The organism is Rhodococcus sp. NPDC056516 (assembly GCF_042794655.1).
Lineage (GTDB): Bacteria > Actinomycetota > Actinomycetes > Mycobacteriales > Mycobacteriaceae > Rhodococcus_F.
In genome coordinates this window covers 175,005-191,033 of sequence record NZ_JBHTTG010000004.1, presented here as the reverse complement: position 1 = coordinate 191,033, position 16,029 = coordinate 175,005, and the positions used below count along the sequence as shown (strand labels likewise).

Annotated in this window: 16 protein-coding genes; 6 read left to right on the top strand and 10 right to left on the bottom strand. The window is 61.8% G+C overall.

Translation table 11 applies throughout. From position 1 onward, the window contains the following. Nucleotides 1–1,554, bottom strand: coding sequence for a succinic semialdehyde dehydrogenase (locus ACFQ6Y_RS13745; RefSeq protein WP_003943578.1), 1,554 nt, complete (start codon nt 1,552–1,554; stop codon nt 1–3). Between the two features lie 78 nt (nt 1,555–1,632). Further along, nucleotides 1,633–2,949 carry an MFS transporter gene (locus ACFQ6Y_RS13740; RefSeq protein ID WP_378536332.1) on the bottom strand — a complete coding sequence of 439 codons (1,317 nt, stop codon included), beginning with the start codon at nt 2,947–2,949 and terminating at the stop codon, nt 1,633–1,635. 71 nt (nt 2,950–3,020) lie between these two features. Between ACFQ6Y_RS13740 and ACFQ6Y_RS13735 the strand changes: the two genes are divergently transcribed. Both ACFQ6Y_RS13735 and ACFQ6Y_RS13730 read left to right on the top strand, forming a co-directional pair. Continuing rightward, nucleotides 3,021–3,992, top strand: a complete 972-nt coding sequence (locus ACFQ6Y_RS13735; protein WP_378541038.1) for a GlxA family transcriptional regulator — start codon at nt 3,021–3,023, stop codon at nt 3,990–3,992. Nucleotides 3,993–4,022: 30 nt separating this feature from the next. Then, a complete protein-coding gene (locus tag ACFQ6Y_RS13730) occupies nt 4,023–4,400 on the top strand; it encodes a DUF5313 family protein (protein WP_003943558.1) in 378 nt (125 codons plus the stop codon). Between the two features lie 7 nt (nt 4,401–4,407). Here the strand turns inward: ACFQ6Y_RS13730 and ACFQ6Y_RS13725 are convergent, their stop codons facing one another. Together ACFQ6Y_RS13725 and ACFQ6Y_RS13720 are read right to left on the bottom strand one after the other, a co-directional pair. Next, nucleotides 4,408–6,087: an oleate hydratase gene (locus ACFQ6Y_RS13725; protein ID WP_378633310.1), complete on the bottom strand. Its 1,680-nt coding sequence runs from the start codon at nt 6,085–6,087 to the stop codon at nt 4,408–4,410. 94 nt (nt 6,088–6,181) lie between these two features. Then, nucleotides 6,182–7,060: a TetR family transcriptional regulator gene (locus tag ACFQ6Y_RS13720; RefSeq protein WP_378536322.1), complete on the bottom strand. Its 879-nt coding sequence runs from the start codon at nt 7,058–7,060 to the stop codon at nt 6,182–6,184. A gap of 163 nt (nt 7,061–7,223) precedes the next feature. On the opposite strand from ACFQ6Y_RS13720, the gene ACFQ6Y_RS13715 reads away from it, so the two are divergent. The 3 genes from ACFQ6Y_RS13715 (at nt 7,224) to ACFQ6Y_RS13705 (ending at nt 11,650) form a co-directional block, all read left to right on the top strand. Beyond that, on the top strand, nt 7,224–8,177 hold the full coding sequence (locus ACFQ6Y_RS13715; protein ID WP_378633305.1) for a cyclase family protein: 954 nt from the start codon (nt 7,224–7,226) through the stop codon (nt 8,175–8,177). After that, nucleotides 8,174–9,823: a class I adenylate-forming enzyme family protein gene (locus tag ACFQ6Y_RS13710; RefSeq protein WP_378633300.1), complete on the top strand. Its 1,650-nt coding sequence runs from the start codon at nt 8,174–8,176 to the stop codon at nt 9,821–9,823. Before ACFQ6Y_RS13715 ends, ACFQ6Y_RS13710 begins: the two co-directional genes overlap by 4 nt. Before the next feature lie 378 nt (nt 9,824–10,201). Further along, on the top strand, nt 10,202–11,650 hold the full coding sequence (locus ACFQ6Y_RS13705; RefSeq protein WP_378633296.1) for a histidine-type phosphatase: 1,449 nt from the start codon (nt 10,202–10,204) through the stop codon (nt 11,648–11,650). On the opposite strand, the gene ACFQ6Y_RS13700 is transcribed toward ACFQ6Y_RS13705, so the two are convergent. Both ACFQ6Y_RS13700 and ACFQ6Y_RS13695 read right to left on the bottom strand, forming a co-directional pair. Continuing rightward, on the bottom strand, nt 11,596–11,979 hold the full coding sequence (locus ACFQ6Y_RS13700; RefSeq protein WP_378633292.1) for a helix-turn-helix domain-containing protein: 384 nt from the start codon (nt 11,977–11,979) through the stop codon (nt 11,596–11,598). The genes ACFQ6Y_RS13705 and ACFQ6Y_RS13700 overlap by 55 nt on opposite strands. Nucleotides 11,980–12,128: 149 nt before the next feature. Next, complete coding sequence (locus tag ACFQ6Y_RS13695) at nt 12,129–12,587, bottom strand: hypothetical protein (protein WP_230816135.1); 459 nt, start codon at nt 12,585–12,587, stop codon at nt 12,129–12,131. Between the two features lie 171 nt (nt 12,588–12,758). Here ACFQ6Y_RS13695 and ACFQ6Y_RS13690 point away from each other — a divergent pair, with 171 nt between their 5' ends. Next, entirely contained in the window at nt 12,759–13,655 is an 897-nt protein-coding gene (locus tag ACFQ6Y_RS13690) for an oxygenase MpaB family protein (RefSeq protein WP_378445374.1), read from the top strand. 24 nt (nt 13,656–13,679) lie between these two features. On the opposite strand, the gene ACFQ6Y_RS13685 is transcribed toward ACFQ6Y_RS13690, so the two are convergent. The 4 genes from ACFQ6Y_RS13685 to ACFQ6Y_RS13670 all read right to left on the bottom strand — a co-directional run bounded on the left by ACFQ6Y_RS13685 (nt 13,680) and on the right by ACFQ6Y_RS13670 (nt 16,002). Continuing rightward, entirely contained in the window at nt 13,680–14,249 is a 570-nt protein-coding gene (locus ACFQ6Y_RS13685) for a GNAT family N-acetyltransferase (protein ID WP_378633287.1), read from the bottom strand. Nucleotides 14,250–14,375: 126 nt separating this feature from the next. Next, the gene (locus ACFQ6Y_RS13680) at nt 14,376–14,657 is read right to left on the bottom strand and encodes a type II toxin-antitoxin system RelE/ParE family toxin (RefSeq protein ID WP_378633285.1); all 282 of its coding nucleotides are present in this window, start codon (nt 14,655–14,657) and stop codon (nt 14,376–14,378) included. After that, the gene (locus ACFQ6Y_RS13675; RefSeq protein ID WP_374105663.1) at nt 14,654–14,929 is read right to left on the bottom strand and encodes a type II toxin-antitoxin system Phd/YefM family antitoxin; all 276 of its coding nucleotides are present in this window, start codon (nt 14,927–14,929) and stop codon (nt 14,654–14,656) included. Before ACFQ6Y_RS13675 ends, ACFQ6Y_RS13680 begins: the two co-directional genes overlap by 4 nt. Before the next feature lie 128 nt (nt 14,930–15,057). After that, entirely contained in the window at nt 15,058–16,002 is a 945-nt protein-coding gene (locus ACFQ6Y_RS13670) for a tyrosine-protein phosphatase (protein WP_378633282.1), read from the bottom strand. Nucleotides 16,003–16,029: the final 27 nt, after the last annotated feature.

The window sequence follows — 16,029 nt, the reverse complement described above, 5'->3', positions numbered from 1 at the left end:
CTACCGGCCCGGAACCCAGGACATGATCTTGATGGCGTGAGGCATGAGCTTTGCCCACACCTTGGCCGGAAGTCCGCGCGGTCCACCGAGGTTCATGACGCGAGTGGTGGCAACGGTCTGCGGTTCGGTGTACTTGATCAGACCCTCGGCGCCGTGACGACGACCGACGCCCGAGACACCCATGCCGCCCATCGGTGCTGCGGTGCTGCCCCAGGTGGGAGCGTAACCCTCGTCGACGTTGACGGTGCCGGCGTGGATGCGCGCTGCGATAGCTTCACCGGCAGCCTTGCTTCCCGCCCAAACACTGGCGTTGAGGCCGTATTCGGTGTCGTTGGCCGCAGCGATGGCCTCTTCGACGTCCTTGACCGGGTAGATCGAGACGAGCGGCCCGAAGGTCTCGTCGCGGTAGCACTCGGCGTCCTCGGGAACCCCGGTGAGCAGCGTGGGCTCGTAGAACAGCGGTCCGATGTCCGGGCGGGCCTTGCCGCCGGCAATGACGGTGGCGCCCTTGACGACTGCGTCGTCGACATGAGCGGAAATTGCCTTGACCTGCGCCTCGGAGACGAGGCTGCCCATCTCGATTCCGAATTCGTATCCGGCGGCGAGGTTCATCTTCTTGACGCGATCACCGAACATGCGGATGAACTCGGGTGCGATGGACTCTTCGACGTAGATGCGCTCGATGGAGATGCACAGCTGACCGGAGTTGGAGAAGCACGCACGCACAGCGGCGTCGGTGACCTCGCGCAGGTCTGCGCCGGCGGCGACGATCATCGGGTTCTTGCCACCGAGTTCGGCGGAGAAGCCGATCAGTCGACGGCCGGCCTGCTCGGCGAGGAGCTGACCGGTCGCGGTGGAACCGGTGAACATGAGGTAGTCGGTGTTCTCGACCAGGGCGGTGCCGACGACGGAGCCCGGCCCGGGAACCACGGCGAAGAGGTCGCGGGGCAGACCCGCCTTGTAGAGCAGTTCGACGCAGGCGAGCGCGCAGTACGGCGTCTGGCTGTCCGGCTTGAGGACAACGGCGTTACCGGCGAGCAGCGCGGCGATGGCGTCGGACACGGCCAGCGTCATCGGGTAGTTCCACGGCGAGATGACGCCGACGACACCCTTGGGCTGGTAGCGGACGACGGTCTTCGTCAGGCCCGGGAGCATGCCGGAGACGCGACGCGGACGCAGCAGCTTCGGCGCTACGCGTGCATAGTGACGCGACGTCATCGAGATGTCGAGGACTTCTTCCTGAGCTGCGGTACGCGACTTTCCGGTCTCGGCCTGGGCCATGTCCATGAGTGCGTCGCGGTTTTCGAGGATGAGGTCGCGGTAGCGGTGGAAGACGGCAGCGCGATCGAGGACTGAGCGCTTGGCCCATTCCTTCTGAGCGACGCGCGCGCGGGCGATGGCCGCAAGTGCGTCGTCGGCGGTGCCGACGGGGATGGTCGCCAGCTCCTTGCCGGTGAACACCTCGGTGATGGACTTCGTCGGGCGATCGGCAACATTGTCGATGGCGATCAGATCGGCGAGCCGCGAGAAGGTCGCAGCGGACGGAGCAGGCATTTCAGTACCCCTACTGGTGAGTAGTTCTTGGAGTTACACACAACTTACCCCGTCGGTGGTACCGATCACAGTGCCGAATCAGACAGAGTCAACCAATACTGCCTCTTTCGGACGTTTTGCGATCAACAACGACATGACTGCAGCGATCGCGCAGAGCGCGCCGGCCACCAAGAAGGCAGCGTCGTACGAGCCGATCTGATCACGAACGAGGCCGGCCAAGAAGGCCACCAGACCCGCACCGATCTGGTGCGATGCCAGCACCCAACCGAACACGATGGGGGCGTCGGCGCCGAAGTGCTGACGGCACAGCGCGACGGTCGGCGGAACCGTCGCCACCCAATCGAGCCCGTAGAAGATGACAAACGCGATCATCGGCGGATTCACGGTATTGGCGAGCAATAGCGGCAGAAAGAGCAGCGAGATCCCGCGGAACAGGTAATAGATGCCGAGAAGTTTTCGCGAGTCCATGCGGTCGGTGAACCAACCCGAAGCGATGGTGCCGACCATGTCGAGGATTCCGATCAACGCCAACAGTGACGCGGCCGTGGTGATCGGCATTCCGTGATCGTGCGACGCCGGAACGAAGTGCGTTCCGATCAGTCCGTTGGTGCTCGCGCCGCAGATCGCGAAGGTACCGGCGAGAAGCCAGAACACCTTGGTCTTCGACGCCATGACCAGCACCGAGATCGCGCGGGCTCCGGCGCCACCGCGCTGATAGACAGGCTTGGCCGGTGGGGTGTAGTCGGCGGGCGCACCGTAGGGCGTCGTACCCACGTCGGACGGGTAGTTGCGCAGGAACAGCAGAACGAACGGCACGACGGCCAATGCGGCGAACGAGACCGTGAATGCGACGCTCTTCCAGTCGTAGGTTTCGGCGATCTTCGCCAGGACGGGCAGGAACACCAACTGACCGGCCGCACCACCGGCGGTGAGGATGCCGGTCACAAGACCGCGCTTCTCGACGAACCACCGATCGACGATGGTGGCAACAAACGCCAGCGCCATCGAACCCGTACCGAGGCCGACAAAGACACCCCACAGCAGGATGAGCTGCCAACTCGAGGTCATGAATATCGTGAGACCGCTGCCGAGTGAAATGAGCGCCAACGCCGAGGTGACGACCGCCCGGATACCGAACCTCTCCATCAAGGCAGCGGCGAACGGAGAGGTCAGCCCGTACAGAATCAGGTTGACCGAGACTGCGGCGGAGATGCTGGCGCGCGACCAACCGAAATCCTCGTGCAGCGGATCGATCAGCACCGAAGGCGCGGCGCGGAAGCTCGCCGCACCGACCAACGCCAGGAACGCCACGATCGCGACGGACCAGGCGCGGTGAAAGCGCGGCGGGCTCACCTGCTGTTGGCCTGATTCGGGGAGAGCGGTCTCAGAAGTCACAGAGAAGATTCTGCAGTTCGGATTCGATCGAGAACAGTGGCCAGATTGCCAATATATGAAAGAATCAAGCCATGTCTGGTCCGCATCGCGTCGTCGTACTGGCTCTGAATGGAGTCATACCCTTCGAACTCGGCATCCCGGCGCGCATCTTCGGGCGCGCCCTCGACGTCGAGGATCGACCGCTGTACGAGATCCTGACGTGCACCGTCGACGGCAATCCCGTGCAGACCGACGCAGACTTCAGCATCTCGGTCGACCATGGGAGCGAGTTGCTCGCCACCGCCGACACCGTCGTCATACCCGCGTCGTACGAGTTGGGTCCGGCCTACGAAGACGGTTACCTCTCCCCCGAGTTGGCCGCAGCTTTCCAACACATCCGGCCGGGCACTCGGCTGGTCTCGATCTGCACCGGGTCGTACATCCTCGCCGCGGCAGGTTTGCTCGACGGCCTCCGCGCCACGACGCACTGGCGCAACACCGACCATTTCCAGCGTGTCTATCCCAAGGTGAACGTGGATCCGGACGTGCTGTTCGTCGACGAAGGCCACATCCTGACGTCGGCCGGCGTGGCGTCAGGCGTCGATCTCTGTCTGCACATTGTCAGGCGCGACCACGGCATGGAAGTGGCGAACACCGTCGCGAGGCGCTGCGTCGTACCGCCGTGGCGCGACGGCGGCCAAGCGCAGTACATCCGGCGCCCCCTGGCCGACAAGCCATCGGAATCGACTGCCGACGCTCGGCACTGGGCCCTCGAACATCTAGGCGAGCCGATCACCCTGGCGGACCTGGCGACGCGCGCCAACATGAGCGTCCGCACGTTCAGTCGTCGATTCCGCGACGAAGTCGGAACCACACCGAACCGCTGGTTGACCAGCAGACGCGTCGATCGAGCACGGGAACTTTTGGAGGAATCCGATCTGTCGATCGATGCAATTGCCGCTCGAACCGGCTTCGGAACTGCGACATCGATGCGTCAACACATGAACGAGGCCCTCGGCGTTTCACCGAGCGCGTACCGCCGCACGTTCAAGGCACCGGTGTAAGCGGCAGTACCAGGCACTATCCTGGAGACCATGGCCGAACAGACTCGCCCGAACTTCCCCCAATACTGCGGATACCTGCTGGGAAAGACGCTCCCCGACCGGTATCAGGACTGGGTTCGGAACGATCTGGTGGGCCCGGGGGCGCAGGCGCGCTACATCATTCGTTTCACAGTGCCGGCGACGCTGATTCTCCTGCTGTTCCTCTTGATTCCCGGACCGATCTGGATCCCCCTGGCCATGATGGCCTTGCTGCTCATCCCGCTCGCGTACTTCGTCGTGGCGCTCGGCACCATCTACCGCCGTCACCGCCTACTGAGCCACGGACTCGATCCCGAACTGCTCGACGAGAAGGCCCAGCGCCGCGCCGATCGCACTCGCGAGGACTACGAGAAGCGGCACGGTCGCTGAGCACTCCTCAGCGGAACATCGTCACTGCGGCCTTGGCGAGGACCTTCGGATCCTTCTCGTAGTGATGCATCTTGGTAAGCTTGTCTTCCGGAATCCCCAGGAACTTGTAGACGGCCACTTGAGCGCAGCGCACCGAGTACTGCTCGGTGAACACCATGTCGAACGGCAACTCCGCGAACTGACTGATGAAGGCCAGATTCTTGGAGTGCTTCGGCACCACCAGAGGCCGGTCACCGACGGCGCGCCGATTGAACAGCGCACTGGCGTAAGGCATATGGCTGGGAATCGAATTGACGACGCTGCCGGTGATCTCTTGTCGGCGCGCGGCCAGCGCACCGCTCTCGTCGAGCGCCTCGAGGTGTCCGAGCGTCTCTTCCAGCATTTCCCGGCCGGTCATCTCGATGAACGGCTTCTTCACGTAGTCACCGTTCTTGCGCGGGAACAGACAGTAACCCCAGAAGACCCCTTCGTTCTCCTTCTGCGCGTGATAGTGCGGCTGATGGTGAACCACGATCGACAGAAGGACGTTCGAGTCCACGAACGTGTTGAGCGCATTTCCGGGGAGCTGCTTGGTGATTCGGGAAATCTCGTTGATGAGTTCGTGTGACGACGTGGTGACGGTGAAGCTGGTCCACTCACTCTGCTCCCGATCCCCGAAGAACTTGTCGGGATTCCCGAGGTCGTAGAAATGCTCGGTAGCCTGCTTCCACAGCAGTGCACTCGGCGCGTACCTCATGTCTTCCACGATCGGGGTATCCAGATCGCCGATCGACGAACTGTCGGTGATGCTGCCGTTGGTGTCGAAGACGAAATCGCCCTCCGCTACGTCGATTCGGCCCTTCTCACCGGTGCGGACGTTCTCGTAATCGAGTCCCGTCACGACGATCTCGTCTCGAAGCGGGGTGTCCTTGAACACGAACTCCGTGATCTTCAGTTCGTTGACGAACTTCACGCCCTTGCATTCGAGGAAGGTCCGCATCGGCAAGATGATGCTCTCGTACTGGTTGTACGGCGACCTGGTGACACCGGCGAGCGTCTGAATGCGACTGAACTCGAGAATCATTCGGTTCATGTACCGGCGAAGCTCCATCGCCGAACTCACCCGCTTGAAAGCAAATGTGGTCTCCCACATGTACCAGAAGTTGGTGGTGAAGAAGTGCGGAGTGTCCTCGAACCACTGCTCGATGCTGATATCGTCCAACTTTGCCTCGTCCGACTCCGGCAACGTCATCAGCTTCGTCAACAAGTAGCGATCCTTGTTGTCGAATTGCATGTGCTTGTAGTCGTTCCCACCCTTGTTGCGGATGCCGTCTCGGTCGATCAACCGTGCAACGTCGTGCGTCGGATGTGCGTGGTCGAAATCGAGGATGTCATCCGTCACCGATTTTCCCGGGTTGTCCAGCGACGGAACCGCACTCAGCACGTCCCAGAGGTTCTCGTAGGTCTCCTCGTTGAGCATACGCCCGCCACGGTTGATGAAACCCGCGTCGTTTCCGAGCTCGCGATGACCGTACTGGTGCTGGAAGGTAGCGGCAGATTCGCCGTCGTTCGCTCCGTGCATGTCCAGACCCATGATGGTGATGTCCGCACCATCCCACTCACCGTCTCGAATCAAATAGATCGCCGCCGAAAGGTTTCCGATGCCGGCGCCGATCATGTAGGCCTTGTGAGACAGCTTGGAAGACATTAGGTTTCGTTCCTTACTCGAGTCGCGGTACGGATACCTTCCAAGCATGGACCCGTTTGCGCGCAGGCGCATCACCCGAACCGGATGACGTCCGTCACGGTCGTCGGTAGCGCACCAGATCGAGCGCAAAACGCGCATAGTCGCGTGCGATTTCCTCGGGCGTTTGTGGTCCGCTCGGCCGATACCATTGCGCGACAGAGACACACATCACGACGATTGCACGCGCAGCCTGTCGCGGTCGATCCGTCCCGAACACGCCGGCGGCGATTCCGTCGTCGACTTGCTTCGTCGTCAACCATTGCTGGTAGTTGCGTGATTCCGTGATGCGCAACCTGTTCTCGTCTGTGAGACTGCGCATTTCGCTGGCACCCAGGAAACCTTGATCGCGGCGATAGATATGGAACAAGGTCACACATTCGACGAGCAGAGCCAGCCTTTCAGAGGGACTTTCGCCCTCGTCGATTGCGGCCAACGATCTCGTGTTGAGTTCGGCCATGGTGAGGTCGAGAATTTCGGCCAACATTTGTTGCTTGCTGGAATAGTGGTGGTACAGACCCGGCACACTCATCTGCGCGCGCTTAGCGATCTCACGCATCGCAGCGCCGTGATATCCGGTCTTCACCATCTCCGCAAGCGCGGCCGCCAACACCGGATCGAACGAACTCGGGCCGAACCTTCGCCACACGTTCGGTCGCATAGGTGCGCTCGGGTCCGCGTCGTCGCCACCCCATCGTGGCTGTTCCGGCGGACGCACTATCGCGGCTGGGAGCAGTGCGTCGAAACGCACTCCGAGGATCCCCCCGATCGCCGCCAACCTGTCGACGCTGACCCTGGTCTTTCCGGTCTCGACGGCGCTGAGGGTAGCCGCGCTGACATCGAGACGCCTGGCCAATTCGCGCAGCGAGAGCCCGCTGTGACGCCGTGCCTGCCGGATCGACGCTCCAATCAGGACGGCATTCTCGATTTCGGTCACAGTGTTCAGTATTCCCGAACATTGGATTTCCAACAATGCGATGACCACGGCAATCGGTGAACATGTTGACTACTGATTATCGGCCTGAACATGATGTGGATCACAAAGACCCAGGTCCGCCCGAGCGATCGTTCGGTGTCGGTAGCGAGAGGATCGAATCACCATGACCGAGGCGCCATATCTTGGAGAACTCCTGCGCGACGCACCCAGCAACTGGGGCAAGTGGGGAGAGTCCGACGAGGTCGGTTCACTGAACTACCTCGACGCCGGACAGGTGCTTCGTGGCGTCGGAACCATCAAGCAGGGTTCCGTGTTCACGCTTCAACGGCTCATCGGCGACCCCAAGGGTGATCCGGTGTGGCCGGGACGCAGCCCTGCCGAGCGCACACAGATCTTCGACGAGAGCAGCTGGGACGGCGACGACGCCCCCAACTTCCCCGGCGGCCTGCATTACGCGGACGACAAGATCGACGCGTTCCTGCAGGGTTCGACGCAGTACGACGCGCTCGGCCACGTCTGGTACGACGGTGCGCTGTGGAACGGATACTCCGCTGACACGACTGTCGGCGGCCTCGAGAAGGCCAGCGTCGAACCGATTGCCGACCGTGGCGTCGTCGGACGCGCAGTACTTCTCGACATGGCAAAGTTCCGCGGCAAGGAAAACCTCGACAAGGCCGAAACATTCACGCACCATGATCTTTTGGCCTGTGCCGAAGCGCAGGGCGTCACCATCGAGAAGCGTGACATCCTCGTCATCCGCACCAACTTCCTCAAGCTGTTCTTCGACCAGGGCGAAGCCTTCTACGAGGGCTTCTGCGAGCCCGGCCTGATCTACAGCCCCGAACTCGTCCAGTGGTTCCAGGACATGGAGATCCCGAACCTGGTAACGGATACCATCGCCAACGAGGTCACCACCGACCCCGAAAACGGTGTGGCACTGGTACTCCACAACGCTCTGATGCGCAATCTCGGCGTGGTGTTCACCGAGATCTGCGATCTCGAGAAACTGGCTGAAGACTGTGCGTCCGACGGCCAGTACACATTCTTGTACGTCGCCGCACCACTCAAGGTTGCCAAGGCCAGCGGCTCTCCCGTGAATCCGGTTGCCATCAAATGACATACGAAGATCGCCCTTGGTTGGCGTTGTACCGCAACGACGTTCCCCCCGACATCGAGGTCGAGCACCCCACGATGCTCGAGATGTTGGCGACCACGGTCCGCTCTGATCCGGACGCCACGGCTGTGAAGTACTTCGACGGTCAACTCAGTTTCGCCGAACTGGATCAGCAGAGTGACGCCCTGGCCCGAGCACTCCGAGCCGGTGGACTGGTGGAGGGTGACCGCGTCGCTCTGTTCCTCCAGAACGTTCCGCAGTTCGTGCTCGCGCTCGCCGGAATCTGGAAAGCCGGCGGCGTCGCAGTCTCGATCAATCCCATGAGCCGTGAACGAGAATTGGGATACCAACTCGAAGACTCCGGAGCTGTGGTTCTCATCGCTCTCGAGGGGCTCTACGAGTCCGTCGGCCGCAATGTCGTCTCCGACTCGCCGGTCAGGCGAGTTATCACCACCTCGGAACTCGAGTACCAAAGTCGCAACGATCCAAGGATTTTCGACGGAATCGTCAAGAAGGATCTCGGTACCGACGATCTTTCGACCCTGATCGACGAACATCGGCTCGGCGATCCGGTCACCACTGACGTCGCACCGGAAGACATCGCGGTACTGACCTATACGTCGGGAACCACCGGTCCGCCGAAGGGGGCGATGACCTCTCACGCGAACATGACCTTCAACGCCCAGGTCTACCGTGACTGGCTGGGGCTCACCCCGAAAGACACGGTTCTCGGCGTCGCACCGCTCTTCCACATCACGGGGTTGATCGGTCACATCGCGGTGTCCGTCCTGGCGAGAATGCCGCTGGTGCTGGCCTATCGCTTCCAGCCCGAGGTGATGCTCGACGCGATTCGTGAGCACCAACCGACATTCACAGTCGGCGCCATCACTGCTTTTACGGCACTGCTCAACACTCCGGGATGCGCGCCGGAAGACTTCACCTCCATGCGGTTGCTCTACTCCGGCGGCGCACCCATCTCGCCGACTGCCGCCGAGGCCGTCCGCGCCATGACCGGTGCTGCGCTGCACAACATCTACGGTCTGACCGAGACGACGTCGCCCACTCACGCCGTTCCCGTCGGGGCGGATACGCCCGTCGACCCCACGTCCGGGGCACTGTCTGTCGGCGTTCCAGTACCCAACACCGTGGTCCGCATCGAAGACGAGGGCGGTGCGGTCCTGCCGATCGGAGAGATCGGCGAATTGGTCGTCCGTGGTCCACAGGTGGTGCGCGGTTACTGGAACAAGCCGGAGGAGAGTGCGTCGGCCATTCGCGACGGATGGTTCCACACCGGCGACGTGGGGTTCATGGACGAAGCCGGCTGGTTCTACGTCGTAGACCGTAAGAAGGACATGATCATCGCGTCCGGCTACAAGGTGTGGCCACGCGAGGTCGAGGACGTTCTTGCCGAGCACCCCGCAGTCCGTGAGGCGGCTGTCGTCGGTATCGCCGACGAATACCGCGGTGAGACGGTGAAGGCGTTCGTCAGCCTCGTCGCGGGGGCGTCGGTGACGCCGGACGAACTGATCGATCACTGCAAACAGCGGATGGCGGCGTACAAATACCCACGATCTGTGGTGCTCGTGGAGGAACTGCCGAAGACCGTTACCGGCAAGATACTGCGACGGGAACTGCGCACGATCTCTTGATCACAGGGCAGCGGGCGGACTTCGCGGTCCGCCTGCTGTCTGATCGCGCACAGTTTCCGGTCGACCGCGCCATTGGGGTAATGGAACAGTAATATGTGCTGAGTACCCACGGACAAACGGGAGACATCAGTGAGCAAGTTCGGACGTAAGAAGCAGCCCACACCCAAGAGCTACCAGTGGCTGGCCATGACCCTCATAGCATTGTCGCTCTCCGTGTCGATCGGGATTGCCGCCAAACCCTCCTGAGCTCTCCGAATCCGAAACTTGTAACCCCGCGTCCATCTGCACATGGGCAAATAGGTGCAATTCGGACGCTTAGCTGTTCTAACTTTCCTTCCGTCGTGTCACCTCGGCACCGACGGAGAGGATCAACTCACCATGCGAAGCTCACGCTTCGGCGTGCTGGCCGCTGCCGGCGCTGTCGCACTAGTGCTTGTCACCAGCAGCGTCCAGTCCATCGCCACGGCGTCACCGTTCGGTTCGCTCGACGCTGGTTCGAGTTCCGGTTCGGCCGAGACCCCGGCGTCGACCGACGGCGGTTTCACGTCCAAGACGCCCTACACTCCCGGCCAGCGCATCGCCGACTATCAGGCGCCGCCGACGGGATACTCCCCGGTGTACACGGAAAGCGTTGCGCGCCATGGTTCCAGAGCGCTGTCGAGCCTGAAGTACGACGACCTGAGCCTGCAGCTGTGGGAAATCGCCGAAGCCGAGAACGCATTGACTCCCGTAGGCAAGGAATTCGGCCCGGCCCTTCGTGATCTCATGGCCGCCAACAAGAAGCTGGGGTACGGCAACCTCAGCGGACTCGGGGTGACCGAACACAGGCAGCTCGGCGCGCGGGTCACCGAACGCCTCCCCCAACTGTTCGACGCCATCGCAGCGCAACAGGGCACCATCACTTTGACTTCGTCGGGCGTCGACCGTGCCGTGGACAGCGCCGAGAACTTCGCTCAGGGCCTGACCGGTGCGTTTCCGGCCGTCGCCGGCGATGTTGCACCGGTGACGACGGATGCCGATCTCCTCTACTTCCACGACTCGGATGCAAATGCCGACTACAAGGACTACGAAGAGTCCGATCCTCGACTGAAAGCCGTCGACGACCAGATCGCCGATCTTCCCCGCACCCGCGAAGTCTCACGGCACATGATGCTCAAGCTCTACTCGGAGAACTTCGTCAACCGCCTGAGCGCGGGCGAGTTCTCACTCGTCGACCGCGGCAAGGGTTCCAGCACGATCGACAACGAGGTCGACGCTGCATACATGCTGTACAACACGTACATCATCACTCCGGGCATGGCCGAAGAAGGCAAGTGGAATTTCGAGCGATTCATCGAACCTGCCGACGCACAATGGCTCGCGTACACGAACGATGCCGAGGACTTCTACGCCAAGGGTCCGGGTTTCACCGGTGAAGACGTCACCTACCGGATGGCAACCGTGCTCCGCGACGAGTTCCTGCGTGGCTTGCAGGAACACAACGGCGACGACGCCGTACCTGGAGCCGATTTCCGGTTTGCACACGCAGAAACGATCATCCCCTTCGCGGCGCTCTTGAAACTGCCGGGGAGCTCCGTCTCGCAGGCGGAGGGCGACCTCTACACCTACGCGAACAACCCCTGGCGCGGAGCGCAGGTCAGCCCGATGGCTGCCAACGTGCAGTGGGACGTCTACGCCGGGCCGGACGGCAAGCGTCTGGTCCGAATGCTCTACAACGAGCGTGAGACAGCCTTTGCGGCCCCGTGCGCTCCGGTGAGCGCCGGAAGTTTCTACTACACGCCGGACGAACTGGCCCGCTGCCTACCGGAGATTTCACCGGCGGCCTGAGATCCGGCAACTCGGGATCCGGGCCGAGGTCGACGAGGGCGCGCCCATGCCTGATGCAATGCCAGCATGCGCGCCTTCTCGTCGTCTTCCATCAACAAGGCGTCGCAGATCCTCACGATGACCGGAGCCGAAACACCCACGGACGTACCCTGTTCCAACCGTTGGTAGTGATTGAAACTGATGTCGGCAATCTGTGCGACATCACGCCGACTGAGGCCGTGCATGCGGCGAGCACCCTCGCATCGCATGCCGACCTTTTCGGGTGCAAGGCTGTTTCGTTTCTCGACGAGCATCTGGCTCATCAACTGACGCGCGCTCGACCCGTTCACGTCGCCACCTTTTCCATCCCTGAAATATGCTTTCACCTAACATGTTTCAGAATATGGGATGGGACGGACCCGGCGGTATCTCCGAGATGACAGATAATCACGCGATACCGCCAACTCTGTGCCTGTTCAGGCTGTGAACGCTGTGATGATCAGGCTATGAACCTGCCGATCGTCGGATTCGACTGGCAGATGGGACTACTGCCCCAGTTGATCGAACCGAACGCCGTCGCAACGACATTGCCGACGCCGGTATTGACCGTCGCGGAGAGGTACGGGTAAGTCCCTACGAGGTCGACGATTCCGGACTTGCCGGTGTCTGTATTGACCCACGCAACGGTGACCTGTCCGGCCGCCGGGATAGGCGCAGCTGCCGGGAACGAATCGAAGCGAATATCACCCTTGGCAATGGGCGGATTGGCCTCTGGTCCGGACTGGCCGGTGAGACCGGTCAACGAGGCCAGCGACCCCTGATTCGGACACCCGATGGTGACGGCGGCGCCGCCGAAAGGATGTGGCGGATCAGCCGAGGCGACTCCGGCGAACATGACGCTCGCGGCAATCGGTAGTCCGATGGCCGCAAAAACCCCGGCCGTGCGTGTGACGCTCATAGCTGCTCCTCGGGTCGACAACACTTTCCGGATACCCCTGGTACAACGCCCGAAACGAAGGAAAGTCGACTATTCACACCCCCTAGACAACGCGTGTTGTCAGAACTACAGTCGGTGGTGCAGCTCACACCTACCTCTGCCGCGCGCAGACCAGTCCCAGGGAGTGTTCAGATGAAGCGCTACGACCTCCGCAGTCGCACGGATCGACTCGATCCCGAAACCGATTACGAAGAGATGTCGCGCATTCTCGCGGCGCAAGAGTTCCCCTGGGACATCAATCAGGCGCTCAGCTTCGCACTGTTTCGCACGTACGCAGTCCCCTCCATCGGCAAGCTCCTCTTCTCCACGGGCGAGTTCACCGACAAGGTTCAGAAGCGTTACGACGACACCAGCCTGATCCTCGACGCGATCCTCGAGCACGGCCTCAGCAGCACCGAAGGCCGCAAGAGCGTGCGTCGAATGAATCAGATGCACGGCTCGTACGACATCTCCAACGACGACATGCTCTACGTCCTGGCCACCTTCGTCGTCACACCGGTCAGATGGCTCGACGCGTACGGCTGGCGAAAGATGACCGAGAACGAGATCGTCGGGTCGACGAACTACTACCGCCACCTGGGTCGGTACATGAACATCAAGGACACGCCTGACACCTACGAGGGGTTCGTCAAACTTCTCGACGACTATGAGCGCGAACACTTTTCATTTGATCCCGGCGCGCGGGCCGTCGCCGATTCCACCCTCGAACTGATGTGCACCTTCCCGCCCAACAACCTGGCGCCGAAGGCTCTGGTCAAGGGATTCGCCTTCGCCCTCATGGACGATCACCTACTCGACGCCTTCCACTACAAGCACCCGAGCACCGCAATGCGCGTCGTCTCGCGCGGAGCGCTGAAGGTCCGCGCGCGTCTGCTGCGGTTCTTCCCGGTGCGCACGAAGCGGAAGTTCGCCCGCGAACTGCCCAACATCCGCAGCTACCCGAGCGGTTACAAGGTCGAAGACCTCGGCACTTTCCCCGCCGGATGTCCGGTCAAGCACCTCCAGGCAGACCAGCAGGCTCAAGCGTAAGCACGCTGGGCTGAATAGCCTCTCTCATGCCTGAATGCGGGAGGAGTCGCGACCAGTACGACGCAGGGTGATCAATTCATGGTTTGTCTCGGCGTCGTGGCGACGCCCCTCTTCTTCGAAGTCCATCAGCTCATAGAACCTGCGGGCGCGATCGTTGAGGGTGTAGACCTCGAGTGTCACCTCGCCGTGCAGGGTAGCAGCGTGTTCGACCAACGCCCGCCCGACACCCAACCCTTGTGATGCCGGCGCGACGAACAGTCCCCCGATTTCGGAGCCGATCATTCCCAACAGGCCAACGACTTCGGAGCTGTGCTCAGCCACCCAATTATCGGCCTGAATCAGATAAACCTCTCGCATCTTCTGCTCCCGTTCACCGGTCCCCTCACCCGCAAGAAACGGGTGGGCTTCGCGGGCTGCACGAGACCACAGGTCGACGACCACGTCCTCATCCGAGGGCTGGTAGCGGCGAATGATCAGATCCTGGTTCACAATCCGACAATACCCTCCGGCATCAGACCATTTGCTGGTGCCGAACTGACCAATCTCGGATTTACCCAGACCACGGAAGTCAGCACACTTCAAAAGATTTCGCATCTTTGTACAGGAAACTGGATGTCACGCAAACGATGGGCCGGTTGCCACGAGCGCGGATCCTGCAGCAAGCCGTAATCGCAATCCCGGTGTCAAGTCTCCGGGCAGTTGTTCACTTTAAGACGCTTTTCAGGTGCGGTAAGCATCGGAGCGGTGCGCGATCGAGGTGACCGTCACCCGACGGGCGTCATCGTCGATCAAGTACAGCACCCGATACGTACCGCGCCGCGCCGAATACGCCGGAGCCAGCGGCGGATCGAGCCGCTTTCCGACCCGGTGAGGGTTCTCGAGCAACGGACCGGTGATGAACGCGTAGACCGCGACCGCAACCTTCTCGGGTAAGCCCGCTTTCAGCGATCGAGCCGCAGAACGCGCCACCGCCAAGACATAGGGCTCGTCAACGCCGCTCACTCCTCGCTCTTACCCAGGAACGCAGCCAAACCGGCAGCGTCGAGGGTGTCCCCGGCCTGCGCCTCAGCCACTCCCGCCAGATGTCCGGCCAGTAGCGATTCATCGGCCAGCACGGCGATCGTCTCGCGCAACGCGTCATAGTCGTCGGCGCCGAGCAGCACGGCGGCACGATGCCCGTTGCGGGTGATCTCGAACCGTTCGTGTGTGCGCTCGGCCTCGTCGACGAGACGAGAGAGCTGCGCTCGGGCGTCGGCCACCGGGAGAGTTGTCATGTACATAATTCTAGCGCACATAGGCTAAGGTGCGCTCGCCGCGTCGCAGGGCAACCTCCGGGATCGAGGCCCACCAGAGTTCGATGGAGACCGGTACACCTTCGTTCAAGCGTTTTAGCAGCGTGAAACTAGCCGACCAGCTTGGCCTTCAGAAGCTTGATCGTGTCCGGGGTGAGTCCGAGACCATTGGTGAGATAGCCGTCGACGGTTCCGTAATCGCTGGTTATCTGCGCGAGACCTGCCTCCAGATACGAAGCGTCGACACCGAGAGCGGGCTCGAGATTGGTCGCCACCTGCGGGCTCAGGGCCTGAGAGATCTGCGCGAGAATCTTCTGGTTGGTCGCCTGAAGGTAGGTGTTGCTCAACAAATAGTCGTCCATGATCGTCTGGGCGGGAACACCGGCGATGGACTGCAGCAACATCGCGGTCCAACCCGTGCGGTCCTTGCCTGAGGTGCAATGGAACAACTGCACCCCGTCACTCGCAGCGATGTCCGAGAGAACCTGCTTGAAGCCGGCGCGGCGCACGGGGTCGGTGACAAAACTGCGGTTGGTGTCGACCAAGAACTGCTTGGCCTCCTCCGGCGACTTGATCGTCGTGGCGAGCTGAGTGAGATCCTTGAACTCGATCGGGATGTTCGTGTACGTCACGCCGTCCGGAAGCTTGTCTGCGCCACCGATGAACGGGTTGGAGATCTCGGTTGCACCGCGCAGGTCATAGGCGTCGGCAAGTCCGAGGCCGGTGAGTGTCGCCTTGTCGGCGTCGCTGGTCGCGGTCAGCGCATTGGACCGGTAGATGACGCCGCGCTTGAGATGCGAGCCATCTGCGGTGACGTATCCCCTCCCGTCGTTTCCTGCAATGTCGCGAAAGTTGGCCACGGAGGCCAAGTTCGGTGTCGGCGCGAGCACCGGATCGAGTGAGCCGAGATCGACCGAACCGAGTGATCCCGTGCCCAGGGAACCCAGGTCAAGCGGGATTGCCGTAGCGGGAGCGGCAAACAACAGACCTCCGGTGACAACAAGTGCGGCGGCCTTCGCGGTGCGAGCGAACAACATTCGTGTGCGTGTGGACATGTGGCAGTACCTCTCTCTGTAGTTTGT

Bases quoted from the DNA above. Each gene is read 5' to 3' on its own strand.
- ACFQ6Y_RS13745 (WP_003943578.1), bottom strand. From the start codon at position 1,554: ATGCCTGCTCCGTCCGCTGCGACCTTCTCGCGGCTCGCCGATCTGATC.
- ACFQ6Y_RS13735 (WP_378541038.1), top strand. From the start codon at position 3,021: ATGTCTGGTCCGCATCGCGTCGTCGTACTGGCTCTGAATGGAGTCATA.
- ACFQ6Y_RS13730 (WP_003943558.1), top strand. From the start codon at position 4,023: ATGGCCGAACAGACTCGCCCGAACTTCCCCCAATACTGCGGATACCTG.
- ACFQ6Y_RS13725 (WP_378633310.1), bottom strand. From the start codon at position 6,087: ATGTCTTCCAAGCTGTCTCACAAGGCCTACATGATCGGCGCCGGCATC.
- ACFQ6Y_RS13715 (WP_378633305.1), top strand. From the start codon at position 7,224: ATGACCGAGGCGCCATATCTTGGAGAACTCCTGCGCGACGCACCCAGC.
- ACFQ6Y_RS13710 (WP_378633300.1), top strand. From the start codon at position 8,174: ATGACATACGAAGATCGCCCTTGGTTGGCGTTGTACCGCAACGACGTT.
- ACFQ6Y_RS13705 (WP_378633296.1), top strand. From the start codon at position 10,202: ATGCGAAGCTCACGCTTCGGCGTGCTGGCCGCTGCCGGCGCTGTCGCA.
- ACFQ6Y_RS13695 (WP_230816135.1), bottom strand. From the start codon at position 12,587: ATGAGCGTCACACGCACGGCCGGGGTTTTTGCGGCCATCGGACTACCG.
- ACFQ6Y_RS13690 (WP_378445374.1), top strand. From the start codon at position 12,759: ATGAAGCGCTACGACCTCCGCAGTCGCACGGATCGACTCGATCCCGAA.
- ACFQ6Y_RS13685 (WP_378633287.1), bottom strand. From the start codon at position 14,249: ATGCGAAATCTTTTGAAGTGTGCTGACTTCCGTGGTCTGGGTAAATCC.
- ACFQ6Y_RS13675 (WP_374105663.1), bottom strand. From the start codon at position 14,929: ATGACAACTCTCCCGGTGGCCGACGCCCGAGCGCAGCTCTCTCGTCTC.
- ACFQ6Y_RS13670 (WP_378633282.1), bottom strand. From the start codon at position 16,002: ATGTCCACACGCACACGAATGTTGTTCGCTCGCACCGCGAAGGCCGCC.